The 15,201-nt window shown below is 68.2% G+C and carries 15 protein-coding genes and 2 tRNA genes; 12 read left to right on the top strand and 5 right to left on the bottom strand.

Annotated features, from left to right (window positions below; genetic code table 11):
• Positions 1-2: 2 nt before the first annotated feature.
• From ABD678_RS00220 to ABD678_RS00200, 5 genes are all read left to right on the top strand, one after another.
• Positions 3-314, top strand: a complete 312-nt coding sequence (locus tag ABD678_RS00220; protein WP_344752534.1) for an HPr family phosphocarrier protein — start codon at positions 3-5, stop codon at positions 312-314.
• Between the two features lie 24 nt (positions 315-338).
• The gene (ptsP, locus tag ABD678_RS00215) at positions 339-1,994 is read left to right on the top strand and encodes a phosphoenolpyruvate--protein phosphotransferase (RefSeq protein ID WP_344752531.1); all 1,656 of its coding nucleotides are present in this window, start codon (positions 339-341) and stop codon (positions 1,992-1,994) included.
• 15 nt (positions 1,995-2,009) lie between these two features.
• On the top strand, positions 2,010-2,429 hold the full coding sequence (locus tag ABD678_RS00210; RefSeq protein ID WP_344752529.1) for a VOC family protein: 420 nt from the start codon (positions 2,010-2,012) through the stop codon (positions 2,427-2,429).
• 79 nt (positions 2,430-2,508) lie between these two features.
• Entirely contained in the window at positions 2,509-3,411 is a 903-nt protein-coding gene (locus ABD678_RS00205) for an alpha/beta fold hydrolase (protein ID WP_344752527.1), read from the top strand.
• 10 nt (positions 3,412-3,421) lie between these two features.
• A tRNA-Ser gene (locus ABD678_RS00200) sits at positions 3,422-3,511 on the top strand.
• Between the two features lie 112 nt (positions 3,512-3,623).
• On the opposite strand, the gene nhaB is transcribed toward ABD678_RS00200, so the two are convergent.
• Positions 3,624-5,126 carry a sodium/proton antiporter NhaB gene (gene nhaB / locus ABD678_RS00195; RefSeq protein ID WP_344752525.1) on the bottom strand — a complete coding sequence of 501 codons (1,503 nt, stop codon included), beginning with the start codon at positions 5,124-5,126 and terminating at the stop codon, positions 3,624-3,626.
• A gap of 181 nt (positions 5,127-5,307) precedes the next feature.
• On the opposite strand from nhaB, the gene ABD678_RS00190 reads away from it, so the two are divergent.
• From ABD678_RS00190 to ABD678_RS00175, 4 genes are all read left to right on the top strand, one after another.
• Positions 5,308-6,081, top strand: coding sequence for a nucleoside phosphorylase (locus ABD678_RS00190; protein ID WP_344752523.1), 774 nt, complete (start codon positions 5,308-5,310; stop codon positions 6,079-6,081).
• A gap of 1 nt (position 6,082) precedes the next feature.
• Positions 6,083-7,054 (top strand): adenosine deaminase, encoded by a 972-nt coding sequence (gene add, locus ABD678_RS00185; RefSeq protein ID WP_344752521.1) that lies wholly within the window; start codon positions 6,083-6,085, stop codon positions 7,052-7,054.
• An 85-nt stretch (positions 7,055-7,139) separates the two neighbouring features.
• Positions 7,140-8,240 carry a BMP family lipoprotein gene (locus ABD678_RS00180; RefSeq protein ID WP_344752519.1) on the top strand — a complete coding sequence of 367 codons (1,101 nt, stop codon included), beginning with the start codon at positions 7,140-7,142 and terminating at the stop codon, positions 8,238-8,240.
• The gene (locus ABD678_RS00175) at positions 8,237-9,556 is read left to right on the top strand and encodes an MFS transporter (protein ID WP_344752517.1); all 1,320 of its coding nucleotides are present in this window, start codon (positions 8,237-8,239) and stop codon (positions 9,554-9,556) included. Before ABD678_RS00180 ends, ABD678_RS00175 begins: the two co-directional genes overlap by 4 nt.
• Here ABD678_RS00175 and ABD678_RS00170 read toward each other — a convergent pair.
• A complete protein-coding gene (locus ABD678_RS00170; RefSeq protein WP_344752515.1) occupies positions 9,553-10,476 on the bottom strand; it encodes a GntR family transcriptional regulator in 924 nt (307 codons plus the stop codon). The two genes, ABD678_RS00175 and ABD678_RS00170, sit on opposite strands and share 4 nt — an antisense overlap.
• Before the next feature lie 153 nt (positions 10,477-10,629).
• On the opposite strand from ABD678_RS00170, the gene ABD678_RS00165 reads away from it, so the two are divergent.
• Positions 10,630-11,265 (top strand): hypothetical protein, encoded by a 636-nt coding sequence (locus ABD678_RS00165; protein ID WP_344752513.1) that lies wholly within the window; start codon positions 10,630-10,632, stop codon positions 11,263-11,265.
• A 30-nt stretch (positions 11,266-11,295) separates the two neighbouring features.
• Here ABD678_RS00165 and ABD678_RS00160 read toward each other — a convergent pair whose 3' ends face one another.
• Entirely contained in the window at positions 11,296-11,961 is a 666-nt protein-coding gene (locus tag ABD678_RS00160; RefSeq protein ID WP_344752511.1) for an O-methyltransferase, read from the bottom strand.
• Positions 11,962-12,048: 87 nt separating this feature from the next.
• On the opposite strand from ABD678_RS00160, the gene ABD678_RS00155 reads away from it, so the two are divergent.
• Positions 12,049-12,124 (top strand) — tRNA-Arg (locus tag ABD678_RS00155).
• Positions 12,125-12,151: 27 nt separating this feature from the next.
• Here the strand turns inward: ABD678_RS00155 and ABD678_RS00150 are convergent.
• Together ABD678_RS00150 and ABD678_RS00145 are read right to left on the bottom strand one after the other, a co-directional pair.
• The gene (locus ABD678_RS00150) at positions 12,152-12,553 is read right to left on the bottom strand and encodes a type II toxin-antitoxin system VapC family toxin (RefSeq protein WP_344752509.1); all 402 of its coding nucleotides are present in this window, start codon (positions 12,551-12,553) and stop codon (positions 12,152-12,154) included.
• A 41-nt stretch (positions 12,554-12,594) separates the two neighbouring features.
• Positions 12,595-13,338: an NUDIX hydrolase gene (locus ABD678_RS00145; protein WP_344752507.1), complete on the bottom strand. Its 744-nt coding sequence runs from the start codon at positions 13,336-13,338 to the stop codon at positions 12,595-12,597.
• 99 nt (positions 13,339-13,437) lie between these two features.
• Between ABD678_RS00145 and ABD678_RS00140 the strand changes: the two genes are divergently transcribed.
• Positions 13,438-15,174: an aminotransferase class V-fold PLP-dependent enzyme gene (locus ABD678_RS00140; protein ID WP_344752505.1), complete on the top strand. Its 1,737-nt coding sequence runs from the start codon at positions 13,438-13,440 to the stop codon at positions 15,172-15,174.
• The last annotated feature ends 27 nt before the right edge of the window (positions 15,175-15,201 follow it).

Here is a 15,201-nt window from a genome sequence, read left to right as displayed (position 1 = left end):
CCGTGAACAACAGCATCGAACTCGTCGAAGACGGCGCCGCCGTCAGCGCGGAGGTCATCGTCGGATCGAAGTCCGGGCTCCACGCCCGGCCGGCGGCCATGGTGGTCGCGTTGGCCGGAACGCTGGAGCCCCCGGTCACACTCCGCAAGCCGGATGGCACCGCGGTCAACGCCCGCAGCATCGTCAAAGTGCTCTCCCAGAACTTCTGCCACGGCGATCCCGTCGTGGTGGAGGCGACCGGGGACGGCGCGTGGGAGTCCGTGAGCCAGATGGCCGACCTGGTGTCGAGGGAACTCGATCATGAGGAGCCCTAAGGGGTTCCGGATCAGGGAAGCGCTGTGAAGTACAACGGTCTCGGTGTCGGTCTCGGCGTGGTCGTCGGTCCGGTGCGGCGGATGTTCACCGCCGTGCCGGAGCCGACCGACACCGTCTCCACGCTGTCCACGGAGGAGGAGACCGCCAGGGCGCGTGACGCGCTCGAGCAGGTGGCCGGCGAGCTCGAGGCGCGGGCGCAGCGGGCCGGTGGAGACGCCGCAGACGTGCTCACCGCGCAGGCCATGATGGCCAGGGACCCGGATGTCTGGGAGGACATCGAGGCGCAGCTCGCGCAGAAGAAGACCGCCGAGTGGGCGGTGGCCCAGGCCTTCCGCACGTTCGTCGCCATGCTCCAGTCCCTCGGGGGCACGCAGGCCGAGCGCGCGAGCGATCTCGTGGACGTCTCCCGCCGGACCGTGGCGGCGATCATGGGGGTGTCGGCGGGGGATGTCCCCGATTCCGACGAGCCGTTCGTGCTCGTGGCCGAGGACCTTTCGCCGGCCGACACCGCCGTACTGGACCTGACCCGGGTGCTCGCGCTCGTGACATCCGGTGGCAGCCCGACGGCTCACACGGCCATCCTGGCGCGAGCCAAGGGTCTTGTCGCGGTCGTCTCGGCGGCCGGCGTGCAGGACATCCCCGAGGACGAGATGGTCGTCGTCGACGCGGCCGAGGGGACCATCGAGTGCTCCCCGAGCGAGGAGCGCGTCGCCGAGGTGCGCGCGCGGATGAACGAGGTCGATGACGACGACGCCAGGGAGCCCGGCCGGATGTCCGACGGGACCGCCGTCCCGCTCCTGGCCAATGTCGGCTCGGTGGAGAACGTGCAGAATGCCGTGGCCAAGGGGGCGGAAGGGGTCGGACTCCTGCGCACGGAGTTCATGTTCCTCGAGGAGACCGAAGCTCCCACTGTCGAGGAGCAGATCGCCCGCTACAGCGAGATCCTCGAGGCGCTGGAGGGCCGCAAGGCGGTCGCGCGCACCCTCGACGCCGGTGCCGACAAGCCGCTCGCCTTCCTCCCGCTCGGTAAGGAGGAGAACCCGGCGCTCGGGGTGCGCGGCATCCGGACCGTTCGCGACCACGAGCCGCTCATGCGCGACCAGCTGACGGCGCTCGCCGCCGCTGCGGCCGCGGTCCCGTCCGACCTCTGGGTCATGGCGCCCATGGTCGCCGACGCGACCGAGGCCGAGTGGTTCGCCACCATGGCCCGGGAGGCGGGCGTAGCGAGGGTCGGGGTCATGATCGAGGTGCCGTCGAGCGCGATCGTCGCCGACCAGATCTTCGGCGTCGTCGACTTCGTGAGCATCGGGACGAACGACCTCACCCAGTACACGCTCGCCGCTGACCGCCAGAACGGGGCCGTCGCGTCGTACCAGGATGCCTGGCACCCGTCGGTGCTGCGGCTCATCGGCATGGTCGGCGACGCGGCGACCGCCTCGGGGAAGCCGCTGAGCGTGTGCGGCGAGGCGGCATCCGACCCCCTGCTCGCGGTCGTGCTCGTCGGGCTCGGTGTCACGAGCCTGTCCATGGTGCCGAACGCGCTCAAGGAGGTGCGGGCGACCCTGCTGCGCTACAGCATGGAGGAGGCCCGGATGCTGGCGCAGGTCGCGCTGGCGACAACGGATGCCGGGAACGCCCGGGGCGCGGTCAAGGCGGCGCTTCCGCGGCCGCCCCGCTGATCTCAGGAGGCAGGGATGACCGAATTCGCCGTGAGTGTGACGGGTGTGCGCTTCGAACTCTTCGTGCGGGACGTGGCCACCACGGTCGGCTTCTACCAGGCGACGCTGGGACTCACGCCTCCCGACGGGTGGTCGCCGGACGGCTACGTCCCGCTGCGCTCGGGGGTCGCGACGATCGGCGTGCAGAGCCCGGACAACCTGCATGCCGGCCACCACTTCAGCGCCGAGCGACTGGCCGGGCCGCGGGGAGTCGGTGTCGAGATCGTCCTTGAGGTGGACGACGTCGATGCGGCGTACGCGGCGGCGAGCTCGCACGCGGACGCGCTGGGCGGCGTGTGCGAGCCGCTCAAGGCACGGCCGTGGGGGACCAGGGACTTCCGGCTCGTCGACCCGGACGGCTACTACGTGCGCGTGACCTCGGTGCGGCAGCGGTAGTCGACCGGGTCCGATCGGCAGCGCCCGGCTCGCAGCACCCGTCGTTCACGGTGTCGGTGGTCCGAGTGAGGATGACCGGATGGAGACGACGACCTTCGCGCTGGGCTCTGGACGGGTAGTCGGGGTGACCGAGTTCGGCAACCCCGAAGCCGAGCAGGTCGTCGTGCTCGCGCATCCGGCTCCGGGGTCGTCGCTCTTCGACCCCGATCCCGTGGCGACATCGGGCCGGATCGTGCGTGTCATCGCCGTCGATCGACCCGGATACGGGTTGTCGGAGCCGCTGCCCGAGGGTGAACCCTTCACGATCGCACAGGCTGCGGATGACGTGGCTGAGGTTCTGAGGTCACGGGGTGTCGAGCGGTTCGGCGCGGCAGGGTGGTCGGCGGGAGGTCGCATCGCTCTCGCACTGGCTGCGATGCATCCGGGGCTCGTCGATCGTGTCGCGATTGCCGGCACGCCCGCTCCGGACGGGGAGGTCCCGTGGATACCGGACGACCTCCGGGGAGGTCTTGAAGCGCTCGCGACGATGGCCCCGGCCGATGCACTGATGGCGCTCACCGGGCAGTTCGACGCGCTGGTCGGGGCGAAGCCGACCGGTCGCGACCTCGTGGGTTTCCTCATCCCGCCGGGCGCGGATGAAGCGATGCTGCCGGCAGCCGAGGACAGGCTCGTGGTCATGCTCGACAACGCGGTTCGGCAGAGCAACGCGGGGATGGCGGCGGACATCCTGAGCTACACCGTGCTCGACCAGGGCTTCGACCTCGCGGAGGTGCAGGCGAAGGCCCTCCTGATCTACGGGGCGAAGGATGCGATCGGCGGACGGCATGCGACGTGGTACCAGCGGGCGCTCCCGGATGCGAGGGTCGAGATGGACCCGAACGCCGGCCACCTGGTCGTCGTCCCCCACTGGGACCGGATGCTGTCGCACCTGGCACCGGGGTCGAAGCCGCGCGGGTCGAAGCCGCACCGATGCGTGTACTAAACTCTCTCCCGGTACCGTGTCCGAGCGGCCGAAGGTGCAACTCTCGAAAAGTTGTGTGGGTGAAAGCCCACCGTGGGTTCAAATCCCACCGGTACCGCCAAGGGAAATCCTGTCGACGAGGGGCTGGTCTCCGGCGCCTCGGCTGCCATCAACGGTTCGCTTCCAGCGGATATGGCTCAGGGGGAGTTGGGAGCGCCTGCGCCAGGGATCGCCTAGAGCAGGAACATGGTCGCCAGCAGGCCCACCGTGGTCATGGTGATCGCGTAGGGGAGCGCCATCCACAGCATCCGGACGTATCCCAGTCGCGTCAGAGGCGCGATCGCCGAGGTGAGCAGGAAGAGGAACGCTGCTTGTCCGTTCGGGGTCGCGACACTGGGGATGTTGGTGCCGGCGTTGATCGCGATGGCGAGCAGCTCGAACTGCTCCCGGTCGATGGTTCCCGAGGCGAAGGCCTGAGCCACTTCATTGATATAGATCGTGGCGACGAAGACGTTGTCGCTGATGGCCGAGAGCGCGCCGGATGCGACGAAGATCCCCATGAGCTGCTGCGAGCCGCTCTGTGCGAGCACCAGATCGATGACCGGTTTGAAGAGGTCCTGGTCGTGGATCACGGCCACGATGGCGAAGAAGACGACCAGCAGGGCGGTGAACGGCAGGGCCTCCTGGAAGGCGCGGCCGAGGGTGCGCTCGTTGATCACGCCGTTGAAGGCGGTGGCGAGCACGATGATCGCGAGACCGATGAGCCCGACCTCGGCGACGTGAAGCGCGAGGCCCACGACCAGGAGCAGAGCGGTGACACCCTGCACGGCGAGCCGGGCTCGCTGTTGCGGAGACCGATCCTCACTCTGCTGCTGGTCCCAGCGGACCATGACCTCCCGCACCGACGCCGGCAGCTGGGCACCGTAGCCGAACCAGCGGGTCTTCTCGAGCAGTGCGGTCGTCAGCAGTCCGATGATGAGGACCGGCACCGAGATCGGCACCATCCTCATGAGGAACTCGCCGAAGTTCCACCCGACGGTTTCGCCGATGAGCAGGTTCTGCGGCTCTCCGACGAGGGTGGCGAGACCACCCAGCGCGGTGCCGACCATCGCGTGCATGAGGAGGTTCCGAAGGAACGCGCGAAAGCGGTCCAGGTCGCCGCGAAGCGGGTCGCTGACAAGTTCGTCGTCGTCGTGATCGTGGTCGTCGTCGTAGCCGCGTCCGGACGCGAATCGATGGAACACCGTGTAGAAGCCGAGGGCCACGGCGATGACGACCGCGGCGATGGTGAGGGCATCGAGGAAGGCCGACAGTAGTGCGGCGACACCCGTGAAGGTCAGGGACAGCAGCAGCTTGGACTTCACATGGATGACCAGCTTGGTGAAGACCAGCAGCAGGATGTCCCGCATGAAGTAGATTCCCGCGACCATGAACATCAGAAGCAGGATGACGGAGAAGTTCGCTCGCGCCTCGTCATAGACCGATCCGGCACTGGTCATCCCGAGTGCGACCGCCTCGATCGCCAGAAGTCCGCCGGCCTGCAGCGGGTAGCACTGCAATGCCATGGCCAGGCAGAAGATGAACTCCGCCACGACCAGCCATCCGGCCACGAACGGCCCGGCCAGGATCAGCACGAAGGGGTTGGCGATCAGGAAGCCCAGAATCGCGAGCTTGTACCAGCGGGGGGCACTGCCGAGGAAGTTGCGGCTGAGAGAAGAGGCGACGGTGCGCACCATGTGGGAGTCCTGACGTGGGGTCGGCGAGTGTATCGCCGACCAGTCTTCCCGGCACTCCGGTCTCGAGTCTATCGGCGGCCGCGAGCCAAGGCTCCACGCTCGTGAAGAATGGGCTTTCCCGACCTCGAGAAGAGGTATAACATCATACAAACATGAACCCCAGAGTTGTGGAGCCCAGCAGATGAGCACAGCGTCCCCCGTCGACAAGAGCGCAGCAGGCCTCGATGAGCGCCAGTTTCACATCGGTGTTGCGCCGGGCGAGGTGTCCACCGTCGCCCTCCTCCCGGGGGACCCGTTTCGCGTTCCCCTCGTCGCCGAGTTCCTCACCGACGTGCAGACCGTCGCTCACAATCGCGAGCACATGACCATGACCGGCCTGTACAAGGGTCGCAAGATCACGGCGACCTCCACCGGAATGGGCTGCCCCTCGACCGCGATCGCCGTCGAGGAGCTCATCCGGGTCGGGGTCACCTCCTTCATCAGGGTGGGGTCTTCCGCCGGCCTCCAGCCGGGGGTCAAGCCGGGGGACCTGCTGGTCAGTGAGGGTTCGCTCCGCAACGACGGGACGACCGCCGCCTACGCCCACCACGGTTATCCTGCCGTCCCGGACCTCCGCATCGCGCTCGAGCTCGCCGAGGTCGCCCGCGAGCTCACGAAGGGAACGGATGCCGCCGTCCACTCCGGCATCAATGCGAGTGACGACGCCTTCTACGCCGAGACGCCGGAATGGATCGCCGAGCTCAACCGCCTCGGTGTGCTCAACGTCGAAATGGAAAGCGCTGCGCTGTACGTCGTCGCCCGGTTGCGCGGCGTGCGTGCGGGCATGATCTGCTCTACCTCCAGCAACCTGTTCGACGGCACGAGCCTCTACTCGGGGGTGGAGGAGGCGCTCAAGGAGGGCTGGATGCGCAGCATCGAAGCCGCCCTCGAGGTCGCCGTCCGCCTGGAGTTGTGACGTGCTGATCAACCTGCACAGTCATCTCGAAGGGCGCGTGCGTCCGGAGACGGCGGCAGAGTTGGCCGCGATCGAGGGGTTGCCGACTCTCAGTGACGGTTGGCAGCGGGCCATCCGACTGGGCGGCCCGGCCGATCTCACGGTGTATCTGGAAAAGGTCGCGTCGACCTATCCGTTCTTTCGGACGCCGGATGCCGCGCGCCGCATCGCCCGTGAGGCCGTCGAGGATGCCGCCGCATCCGGTCACGACTACCTCGAGCTGCGCTTCGGCCCGGCGACCCACGCACGGGACGAGCGGCGGATGCGCGATGTCGTGCTCGCCGTCGCTGAGGGGATGCGCGAAGCGAGCACGGCAAGCGGTGTTCCCAGTGGACTCGTCCTGGCGGCACTTCGCCATCACACCGCCGAGGTCAACGAGTCGGTTGCCCGGGTCGCCGCATTGTGTGCGGGGGCCGGCGTGGTCGGCTTCGACCTGGCCGGCGACGAACTGCTCCATCCCGCACTCGAGCCACACATCTCCGCTTTCGACATCGCGCGTGCAGCAGGACTCGGCATCACCTGCCATGCCGCAGAGGCGGCGAGCGCGCACGCCGCCCGCGAGGCCGTGACGCTCCTCGGGGCCACGCGAATCGGCCATGGTGCGCACATCATCGATGATCCCGAGGTGCTCAGCTGGGTGGCGGATGCCGGGGTCGTCGTTGAGATCTGCCCCACCTCGAACTGGTACACAGGCGCCATCGCGTCCGTCGCAGACCATCCGGCGCCGGCGTTCCGCGACGCGGGGGTGCGGCTCGTGCTGGGTGATGATAACCCGATGCAGACCGGGGCCGACCTCCGCTATGAGCGTGCGGTGCTGACTGCGGACCTGGGCTTCGACGATGAGGATCTCGATCTCCTCGACCGCACGAGCGTCGAGGCCGCCTTCCTCGAGGACGGCACGAGAGCGAGGCTGCGCGGCCGACTCTCCCCTTAGAGCTCGTTTCCTCGTTGCGCACGCGAGGATAAGAGGTATAACTTCATACAACCTGACTATCACAACCACCAGAACTGGAGACACCATGCGAAGAGGCACCACAGTCACCACACTCGTCTCGGTCGGCGCACTCGTCGCCCTCGCCCTGAGCGGATGTGAGGGGGCCCCTGAGGCACCCTCGTCCGGCGAGCTCGGCGCGAACGATTTCCTCGCCTGCGCCGTGTCCGACCTCACCGGATTCAAGGACAAGGACTTCAACGAACTCACCTACAACGGTGTTCAGGCCGCCGTCGACGAGCTCGGCGCGAAGATCGCCAGCGCCGAGTCCTCCTCCGAGGACCAATACGCCGGAAACATCTCCGCTCTCGTCGGCGAGGGCTGCGATCTCATCGTCACGGTCGGCTTCGCGCTCGCGAATGCGACGCGAGATGCGGCCAAGGTCGAGACCGATGTCGACTTCGCGCTCATCGACAGCACAGTGAGCAACGACGACTTCAGCCCCCTCGAACTCGACAACGTCAAGCCGGTGCTCTTCGACACGGCCCAGGCCGCCGCCCTCGCCGGCTACCTGGCGGCGGGTGCCACCAAGACCGGCACCGTCGGCACATTCGGCGGTATGCCGTTCCCGTCGGTCACGGTCTTCATGGATGGCTTCGCCGACGGCGTCGCCCACTACAACACGGTGCACGGCACGTCGGTCAAGCTCGTCGGGTGGGACAAAGCAACCCAGAACGGGGTCTTCGTCGGCAGCTTCGATGACCAGAACCAGGCGAAGACGATCACCGAGGGGATGCTCGACCAGGGCGTCGACATCGTCATGCCGGTCGCCGGAACCCTCTTCAAAGCATCGATCCAGGCGATGCTCGACCACAACGTCGACGGCGCGATCATCGGAGTCAACTCGGACGCCTATGTCAGTGCCCCCGAGTTCCAGTCCTACTACCTGACGTCGGTGCTCAAGAACCTCACCCGCGCAGCGCAGGAGGTCACTCTCGCGACCGCCAAGGGCGAATTCGACAACACGCCGTATGTCGGCACCCTCGCCAACGATGGTGTCGGAATCGCGCCGACGCACGATTGGGAGGCGAAGCTCGATCCGAAGCTCCTCGACGAGGTGCAGCAACTGCAGGCAGACATCATCTCCGGCGCCTTCAAGGTCGAGTCCCTGTCATCGCCGCAGGGATGACCGGGTCGCAGGGAGACCCGGCCCCACCCGGTCTGGTCTCCCTGCGCACCGACATCGCCGCTTTCGCAGGGCTCACCGGCTGGGGGTACTTCCCGGTCGCCTTCGTCGGCAGGGTGCCGTTCGCGATGATGATCATCGGCGTGCTGACCATGATCGCCACCGTGCGAGAGTCGGTCGCGGAGGCCGGTGTGGCGGCCGCGTGCGCCGGAATCGGCACCGCGGTGCTCGGTCCCAGCATCGGCTGGCTCGCCGACAGGTTCGGCGAGCGAACGGTTCTCCTGATGGTCAGCGTCATGAGCATTGCGACGGTCGGCCTGTTCCTCGCCCTGGTTCTCGCTGGCGCCCACTTCATCCTGATCGCTGTCGTCGCCGGCCTGCTGGGCGGAACGACACCGCAGGTCTCTCCCTTCTCCCGCGCTCGGTTGGCTGGGATCGCTGCTCGCCCACGCAGTGTCCAGCGGCGCACGCGGGCGGTCTCCGTGGTGATGAGTTACGAGTCCGCCATGGACGAGGCATCCTTCGTGATCGGCCCTGTACTGGTCGGGCTCCTGACAGCATTTTTCGCGCCGTGGGCGCCCCTCGCACTCGGTGCCATGCTCACGGCGTTCGTCGTGGTCGCCTTCGCGCTGCACCCCACGGCACGCCGGATGCCAGCCGCTGAATCCGGGCGCATCGCATCCACTGCACCGACTGCACCGCGAGGGGGCACTGCCACTCTCGCCGACGGCAGAGTCCTGACCGGCCGCATCCTTGTGCTCTCGACCGCGATGGCCCTGGTGGGGGCCATCTTCGGCACGATCCTGACCGCGCTGACCGAGTTCATGCGCACGATGGATGCGGGTGAGCAGACCGGCATCGTCTACGGTGCCATGAGCGCGGGGGCGATTCTGAGCGCGATCGTCATCGTCGCGATCCCCCCGCGCGTCACACTCGAGGCCCGCTGGATCGTCTTCGCAGGGATGAGCACCGTGGGGGCCGTGGCTCTCGCCTGCGTCACGAACCTCCCCTGGGCGGTCGGTGCGTTGTTCCTGTGCGGGTGCGGGGTGGGGGCGTCCCTCGTCACCCTGTTCAGTCTCGGAGCTGCGGCGTCACCTGTCGGCCGGTCGGCCACAGTCATGACGATGCTGCAGAGCTCGCTCGTGGTCGGCCAGGCCGTCGCGGCCGCCGTCGGCGGATTCATCGTGCAGGGCTTCGGATCATCCGTGGGGTTCTGGACGACGGCGATCTTCGCGCTCGCGCTCGTGGTCGTCGCCGTGCTGCACAGCGCGCTGGTCGGCACCCCGCGCGGCGCGGTCGGGGTGGCAGAAGGGGCCTAGGCCGGCCGCCACTGGGCGATTTCGAGGTGACCGAATGCCGGCGGAAGCGCGCATTTGGATACATAGGCCGGAGTGTCGCCGAGGTGAGCCGTCTGGGTGAGGACGAGAAGCGAGTCGCTCGCTTTGACGTCGAGCTGATGCGCTCGGGTCGGTCCCGCGACCGAGGCAGCGATCCGGCAAGTGCCCGCTGTGAAGACCGGGCCGAGACGCTCGGTGATCGCCTTCAGGAGAGTCGTCGACACGGATGCCGCCTCGTGCAGGGATGTCGCAACACCCGAATCCAGCGTGGCGAGGTAACTCTCATCCGGCAGGTATTCCTGCACGAGTGCCACTCGTGTGTCGTCCTTCGAGACGATGCATTCCCGGAACCAGAACTTCGCATCCGCGGGGAGCTCCAGATACTCCGAGACGAAGTCCGTCGCCGTCTGGCGGGTGAACTCGACGACCTCCGCGCTCACCGTCCCGCCCTCCTCCGTGAGCACGTCCTCGAGCGGACGGAACTCTCCGAACTTCTGCGACGGGATCGAATCCGCCACGAACCGTCCGACCCCGCGCTTGGTGGTGATGAGCCCGTCCTCTTCGAGCAGCATGAGCGCCTCGCGGACGACGGTGCGACTCACACCGAGCGCGAGGCCCAGCTCGGTCTCCCGGGGCAGCAGGCCCCCGGGCAGCAGGCCGTGGGACCGGATGGCGTCGGCGATCCGCGAGTACACGGCAACCCGCAGCGGCTGGCCCGGCGGGGTCAGCAGTGGTTCTGCGAAGGCGGAGACGGGGTCGCTCACCACGAGCTCCCCGACGATGCAGATCTCATGCGTTGAGCCTAGTTGTTGCGTCGGGCCCGGTGGATCGTCCGACCGGCGCCCGATCACACCCGGCTTCCAGAGCATCGCGGAGAGGGCCAGCCAGAGCAGCAGCGACACGCGCCGTTCACAGGCCGCTCCCAAGTGCCGCCGCTAACGTCTGAGGCGGACTTCGTACGGCGATTCCGCGAGTCCGCGGCACGGGCCAACACTCCCATGACACCTCTGCACATTCCCTTCGCAAGTCCCCTCGCAAGGCACCGCCGCGTCAGGATGTCGTCGCACTCGCGGCTGCACCTCGCCATCGGTGCGAGCGTCGCCGCCTTCGCGATCATCGCGATCACAGTTGTCGCACCCCCCGCGCCCGCCACTGCTGAGGAGATACTCGCCGCCTACAACGACATTCACGGGCAGGAGGTCACCGTGCCGCCGGCAGCGGCCGTCGCGGCGGTGACCCGCGACTCCTACAGGATCATGCCGGGCATCCCGCAGCTCGCCGCGAGCGGAACCAACCACGACTGGGCGAAGATCGTCCTCCTCTCGGGAGGGTGGCCCGTCACCGAGGAGAACGTCACCGTGCTCCTGCGCTGGATGCGCCAGGAGAACGGCCCCGACAACTGGTGGAACCGCAACAACCCCCTGAACAACGGATACGGTTCTGGCGGCGGCGGGGGAACCGGCAGCTATGCGAACCTCGTCATCGCCGCGCAGATGGCGGCCGAGAACCTGCAGCGGCATCCGGGGTATGCGGCGATCATCGCCGGCTTCGCGGCGTCGTCGCCCACCGAGGTCACCGAGCACGCCATCTGGTTCTCGCCGTGGGCATCCGGCCACTACGCGGACGGTGCGCACTGGCACTACAGCCCAGTGCCCGTCGTGAAGGCGCCTGCGGGCGCCTGGGGGCTGTGACGCCGGATGGCATGCAGCCCTTCCCGGGGCTCACTTCACGCGTGCGACTGCGAAGCCGTCCCAGCCCTTCACGCCCACCGTCTGGATCGCCGTGGCCTCCAGCCGCGGGTCCTCGGCCACGGCGTCGAGGAAGGCACGCGTGCCCACGACCGACTCGTCGGTGCCGTCCTCGTCGACGACGTGCCCGTTGCGTACGACGTTGTCGCAGACGATGACGCTCCCGGGCCTCGTGAGCATCATCGCCCACTGGAGATATCTCGCATTGTTGACCTTGTCGGCATCGAGGAAGACGAAGTCGAAAGGCGCGGCTCCATCGCTCACGAGTTGCGCGAGCGACTCGGCGGCCGGGGCGACGCGGATCTCGACGTGCTCGGCGACGCCCGCGTGCAGAAGATTGGAATGGGCGACCTCGGCGTGCTTCGGCATCGACTCGAGCGTGACGATGCGTCCGCCCGCCGGCAGTCCGCGCGCCAACCAGATCGTGCTGTAGCCGCCGAGCGTGCCGATCTCGAGCACCCGGCGGGCGCCGCAGAGCTTCACGAGCAGCATGAGGAGCTTGCCCTGGGTGGGCGCGACATCGATGGCAGGCAAGCCGGCCTCGGTGTTGGCCCGTAAGGCGCCGGTGAGGCCGGCATCCGGTCTGACGAGCAGCTGCGAAAAGTAGTGGTCGACGTCGTTCCACGATTGCTGGTTCATCGCTCCATTGTCACCCCGGATGCTCGGTGGGCGACCTGCGCGCCACCGCTGGTATAGTTCTCTGGGTCGGCTTTCGCCGGCAGGACTGCGCCCGTAGCTCAGCGGATAGAGCAATTGACTACGGATCAATAGGCCGGGGGTTCAAATCCCTCCGGGCGCACCAAACCGATGACTTCGGCATCCGACCCCATCAGCGTGCCTGCAGCGCCTCGAACGGCGCGAGCGTCACCAACTCGCCGACCTGGCGGGCGAGGTCGTCGTCGAGGGTGACGAACGCATCCGCCTGCAGCTGGGCGATGGCGATGTACTCGGCGACAGCAGTGTCCTCGTGGTCGAGCCGCCTGGCCACGTGCCACGCCGTGGCCCGCGACACCCGGTCGCCCAGCAGACGGATGCGCATGGTCGTGACCCGGTCGAGGATGGCGTGCGCCTCCGCATCGTCGAGTTCGCCCCGCCGCACCGCCCGGTAGACGATCGACAGTGCGTGCGACTGGAGCAGCTTCGGTGCGACCAGCTGGTGCTCGTCCGGCACCGCGATGTCTTCGCGGGCGAGGCGCACCGCGGTCAGGGCATCGATCGCGAAACGCGTCATGACGCCATTGTGCATCGATGCTCCGACGTCGGCGACCTCCGTCAGCGAAACTCCCGCCACTCGGTCACCGGATAACCCGACTCGGCGAGAATCGTGACGCGCCGCGCCCCATCCGGTTCGAGGGCGATCTCGGGCTGAACGGTGTAGCGCGGGCGAGCCCGCGCCGCAGCGAGAGCCTCCGCGCTGTTGCTGCTCTCGGCGAGCCGGGCGAGGTTCACCATGGTCGGGAAGATGATGGGACGTTCGCCGGAGCGGGCGAGTTCCACCGCACGGGCGGGCGACATCCACTCCGCCGTGAGCGTCTCCGCGCCATCCGGGACCGCCACCACGTCACGCGACACCGCCGCGAGGAAGAAGTGGGTGTCGAAGCGCCGCGGCTCGACGACCGGCGTGATCCAGTGCCCGAAGTGCGCGAGCGCATCCAGGCGGATGCGCACGCCGGCCTCGGTGACCGCCTCGCGAAACTCCTGCCCGGCCCGCGCTGGCGCCGTGCCGACTGCCTGGTCGTCCGCGAGCAGGATGCCGGTCTCCTCCCACACCTCCCGGATGGCGCCGATGCGCACGGCGCGCTCGTCGCTCGTGACCTCGTCGAAGTCCGTGGCGAGTTCCCGCCATCCCGGGTCGTGGTCACCGGGGTCGATCGCGCCGCCGGGGAACACGAGAGCAGAGGCGAACGCCCCGCGCGCCGCCCGGCTCACCAAGAGCACCTCGAAGGGGTCGTCGCGCAGCAGCAGTACCGTCGCCGAGCTGCGCGGGGCGGATACCACCGGTCCCTGACTCGTCACCCTCGCCATGATACGAGGGTGCCGGCGACCACGGCACGGTTCGGCATCGGAGCACAGTGCTCCCTATCCCTGCGAGCAGCGATCCGTTAGTCTCCCAGCATGCAGCAGGTCGCGGAATGCGTGATCCCGCCGCGCTCGACAACGCTCGTCGAACCGGCGATCGTCGCGCGCATCCGGGACTGCGTGATCGGCGACGACCGGCTCATGGACGGGCCCTACGGCAGCAAGCCGGTCACCTACGCCGACTACACCGCGAGCGGTCGCTCGCTCAGCTTCCTCGAGGACTTCCTGCGCGACGAGGTGCTGCCGCGCTACGCGAACACCCACACCGAGTCGAGCGGCACCGGCCTGCAGACCACGCGGCTGCGTGAGGATGCGCGCGACACCATCCGCCGGGCCGTCAACGGCGACGACGACACCATGGTCATCTTCACCGGGAGCGGGTCGACGGGGGCGATCGACAAGCTCGTCGGCATCCTCGGCCTGCGCCTGCCGCGCGAGCTCGACGAGCGTCACGGCCTCGACGCGCGCATCCCGAAGCGCGAGCGCCCGGTCGTCTTCATCGGACCGTACGAACACCACAGCAACGAGTTGCCGTGGCGGGAGTCGATCGCGGATGTCGTCACCATCCACGAGGACCCCGACGGCCACATCGACCAGGCTCAACTCGCCGACGAACTGCGGATGTACGCCGACCGACCGCTCAAGATCGGCTCGTTCAGCGCGGCGAGCAACGTCACCGGCATCCTGAGCGACACGCACGCGATCACCCGGCTGCTGCACGAGCACGGGGCGCTCGCGTTCTGGGACTTCGCCGCCGCCGCCCCCTACGTCGACATCGAGGTCGACCGGCGCGGCGGTCAGCCGATCGAGCGCAAGGACGCCATCTTCCTCTCCCCGCACAAGTTCATCGGCGGCCCGGGAACCCCGGGCGTGCTCATCGTCGACCGCGCGCTGCTGCGCAACGCCGTCCCGGATGTCGTCGGCGGCGGCACGGTCAGCTACGTCAACCCCGACCATCATCGCTACCTCGTGAACCCCGAGCACCGGGAGGAGGCCGGCACCCCGGCGATCATCGAGTCGATCCGCGCCGGGCTCGTCTTCCAGCTCAAGGAGGCCGTCGGGGTCGAGACGATCCAGGCGCTCGAGCACGACTTCCTGCGCCGGGCGATCGCGGCCTGGGGCGCGCATCCGTCGATCGAGGTCCTCGGCAACCCGGATGCGGAGCGCCTCTCGATCGTCTCCTTCGTCGTGAAGCGCCCGGACGGCAAGTACCTGCACCACAACGCCGTCGTCGCCATGCTCAACGACGTGTTCGGCATCCAGAGCCGGGGCGGATGCTCGTGCGCCGGTCCCTACGGGCACCGGCTCCTCGGTATCGACCTCGAACGCTCCCAGGAGTTCGAGCAGCAGATCCTCGGAGGCTGCGAGGGCATCAAACCCGGGTGGGTGCGCGTCAACTTCAACTACTTCATCAGCGACGAGGTGTTCCGCTACATCGTCAAGGCGGTCGTGATCATCGCCGAGCACGGCTGGCGCCTGCTGCCCGACTACCGGTTCGACGCGGCATCCGGGCTCTGGAAGCATCGCGTCGGCCCGGTCGAGCCGCCGCTGCGGTTCGCACAACTGACCTACGGCCCGGATGGCGTGCTCGCCTTCCCGCGACACGACGACGTCGCCCCGGCCTCGGTGTACGCCGACACCCTCGCTGCCGCGCGCGAGCTGTTCGCGGGGCTTCCGGATGCCGACCCCGGCACCGCGAGCGTCGCGGCGGTCCTCGGCGAGGACTTCGAGCATCTGCGTTGGTTCGAGCTGCCGGCGGAGTGCCTGGCGTAGTCACTGTTCCCTGAACGCGGCCCGACT

The sequence above is a fragment of the Leifsonella bigeumensis genome, from assembly GCF_039537265.1.
Taxonomy (GTDB): domain Bacteria; phylum Actinomycetota; class Actinomycetes; order Actinomycetales; family Microbacteriaceae; genus Terrimesophilobacter; species Terrimesophilobacter bigeumensis.
The sequence above is the reverse complement of the archived record's forward strand: the minus strand, read 5'-3'. Positions and strand labels throughout refer to the sequence as shown.

Coding starts and splice junctions, on each gene's coding strand:
- ABD678_RS00210 (WP_344752529.1), top strand. CDS start 2,010: ATGACCGAATTCGCCGTGAGTGTGACGGGTGTGCGCTTCGAACTCTTC.
- ABD678_RS00205 (WP_344752527.1), top strand. CDS start 2,509: ATGGAGACGACGACCTTCGCGCTGGGCTCTGGACGGGTAGTCGGGGTG.
- nhaB (WP_344752525.1), bottom strand. CDS start 5,126: ATGGTGCGCACCGTCGCCTCTTCTCTCAGCCGCAACTTCCTCGGCAGT.
- ABD678_RS00190 (WP_344752523.1), top strand. CDS start 5,308: ATGAGCACAGCGTCCCCCGTCGACAAGAGCGCAGCAGGCCTCGATGAG.
- ABD678_RS00180 (WP_344752519.1), top strand. CDS start 7,140: ATGCGAAGAGGCACCACAGTCACCACACTCGTCTCGGTCGGCGCACTC.
- ABD678_RS00175 (WP_344752517.1), top strand. CDS start 8,237: ATGACCGGGTCGCAGGGAGACCCGGCCCCACCCGGTCTGGTCTCCCTG.
- ABD678_RS00165 (WP_344752513.1), top strand. CDS start 10,630: ATGTCGTCGCACTCGCGGCTGCACCTCGCCATCGGTGCGAGCGTCGCC.
- ABD678_RS00160 (WP_344752511.1), bottom strand. CDS start 11,961: ATGAACCAGCAATCGTGGAACGACGTCGACCACTACTTTTCGCAGCTG.
- ABD678_RS00150 (WP_344752509.1), bottom strand. CDS start 12,553: ATGACGCGTTTCGCGATCGATGCCCTGACCGCGGTGCGCCTCGCCCGC.
- ABD678_RS00140 (WP_344752505.1), top strand. CDS start 13,438: ATGCAGCAGGTCGCGGAATGCGTGATCCCGCCGCGCTCGACAACGCTC.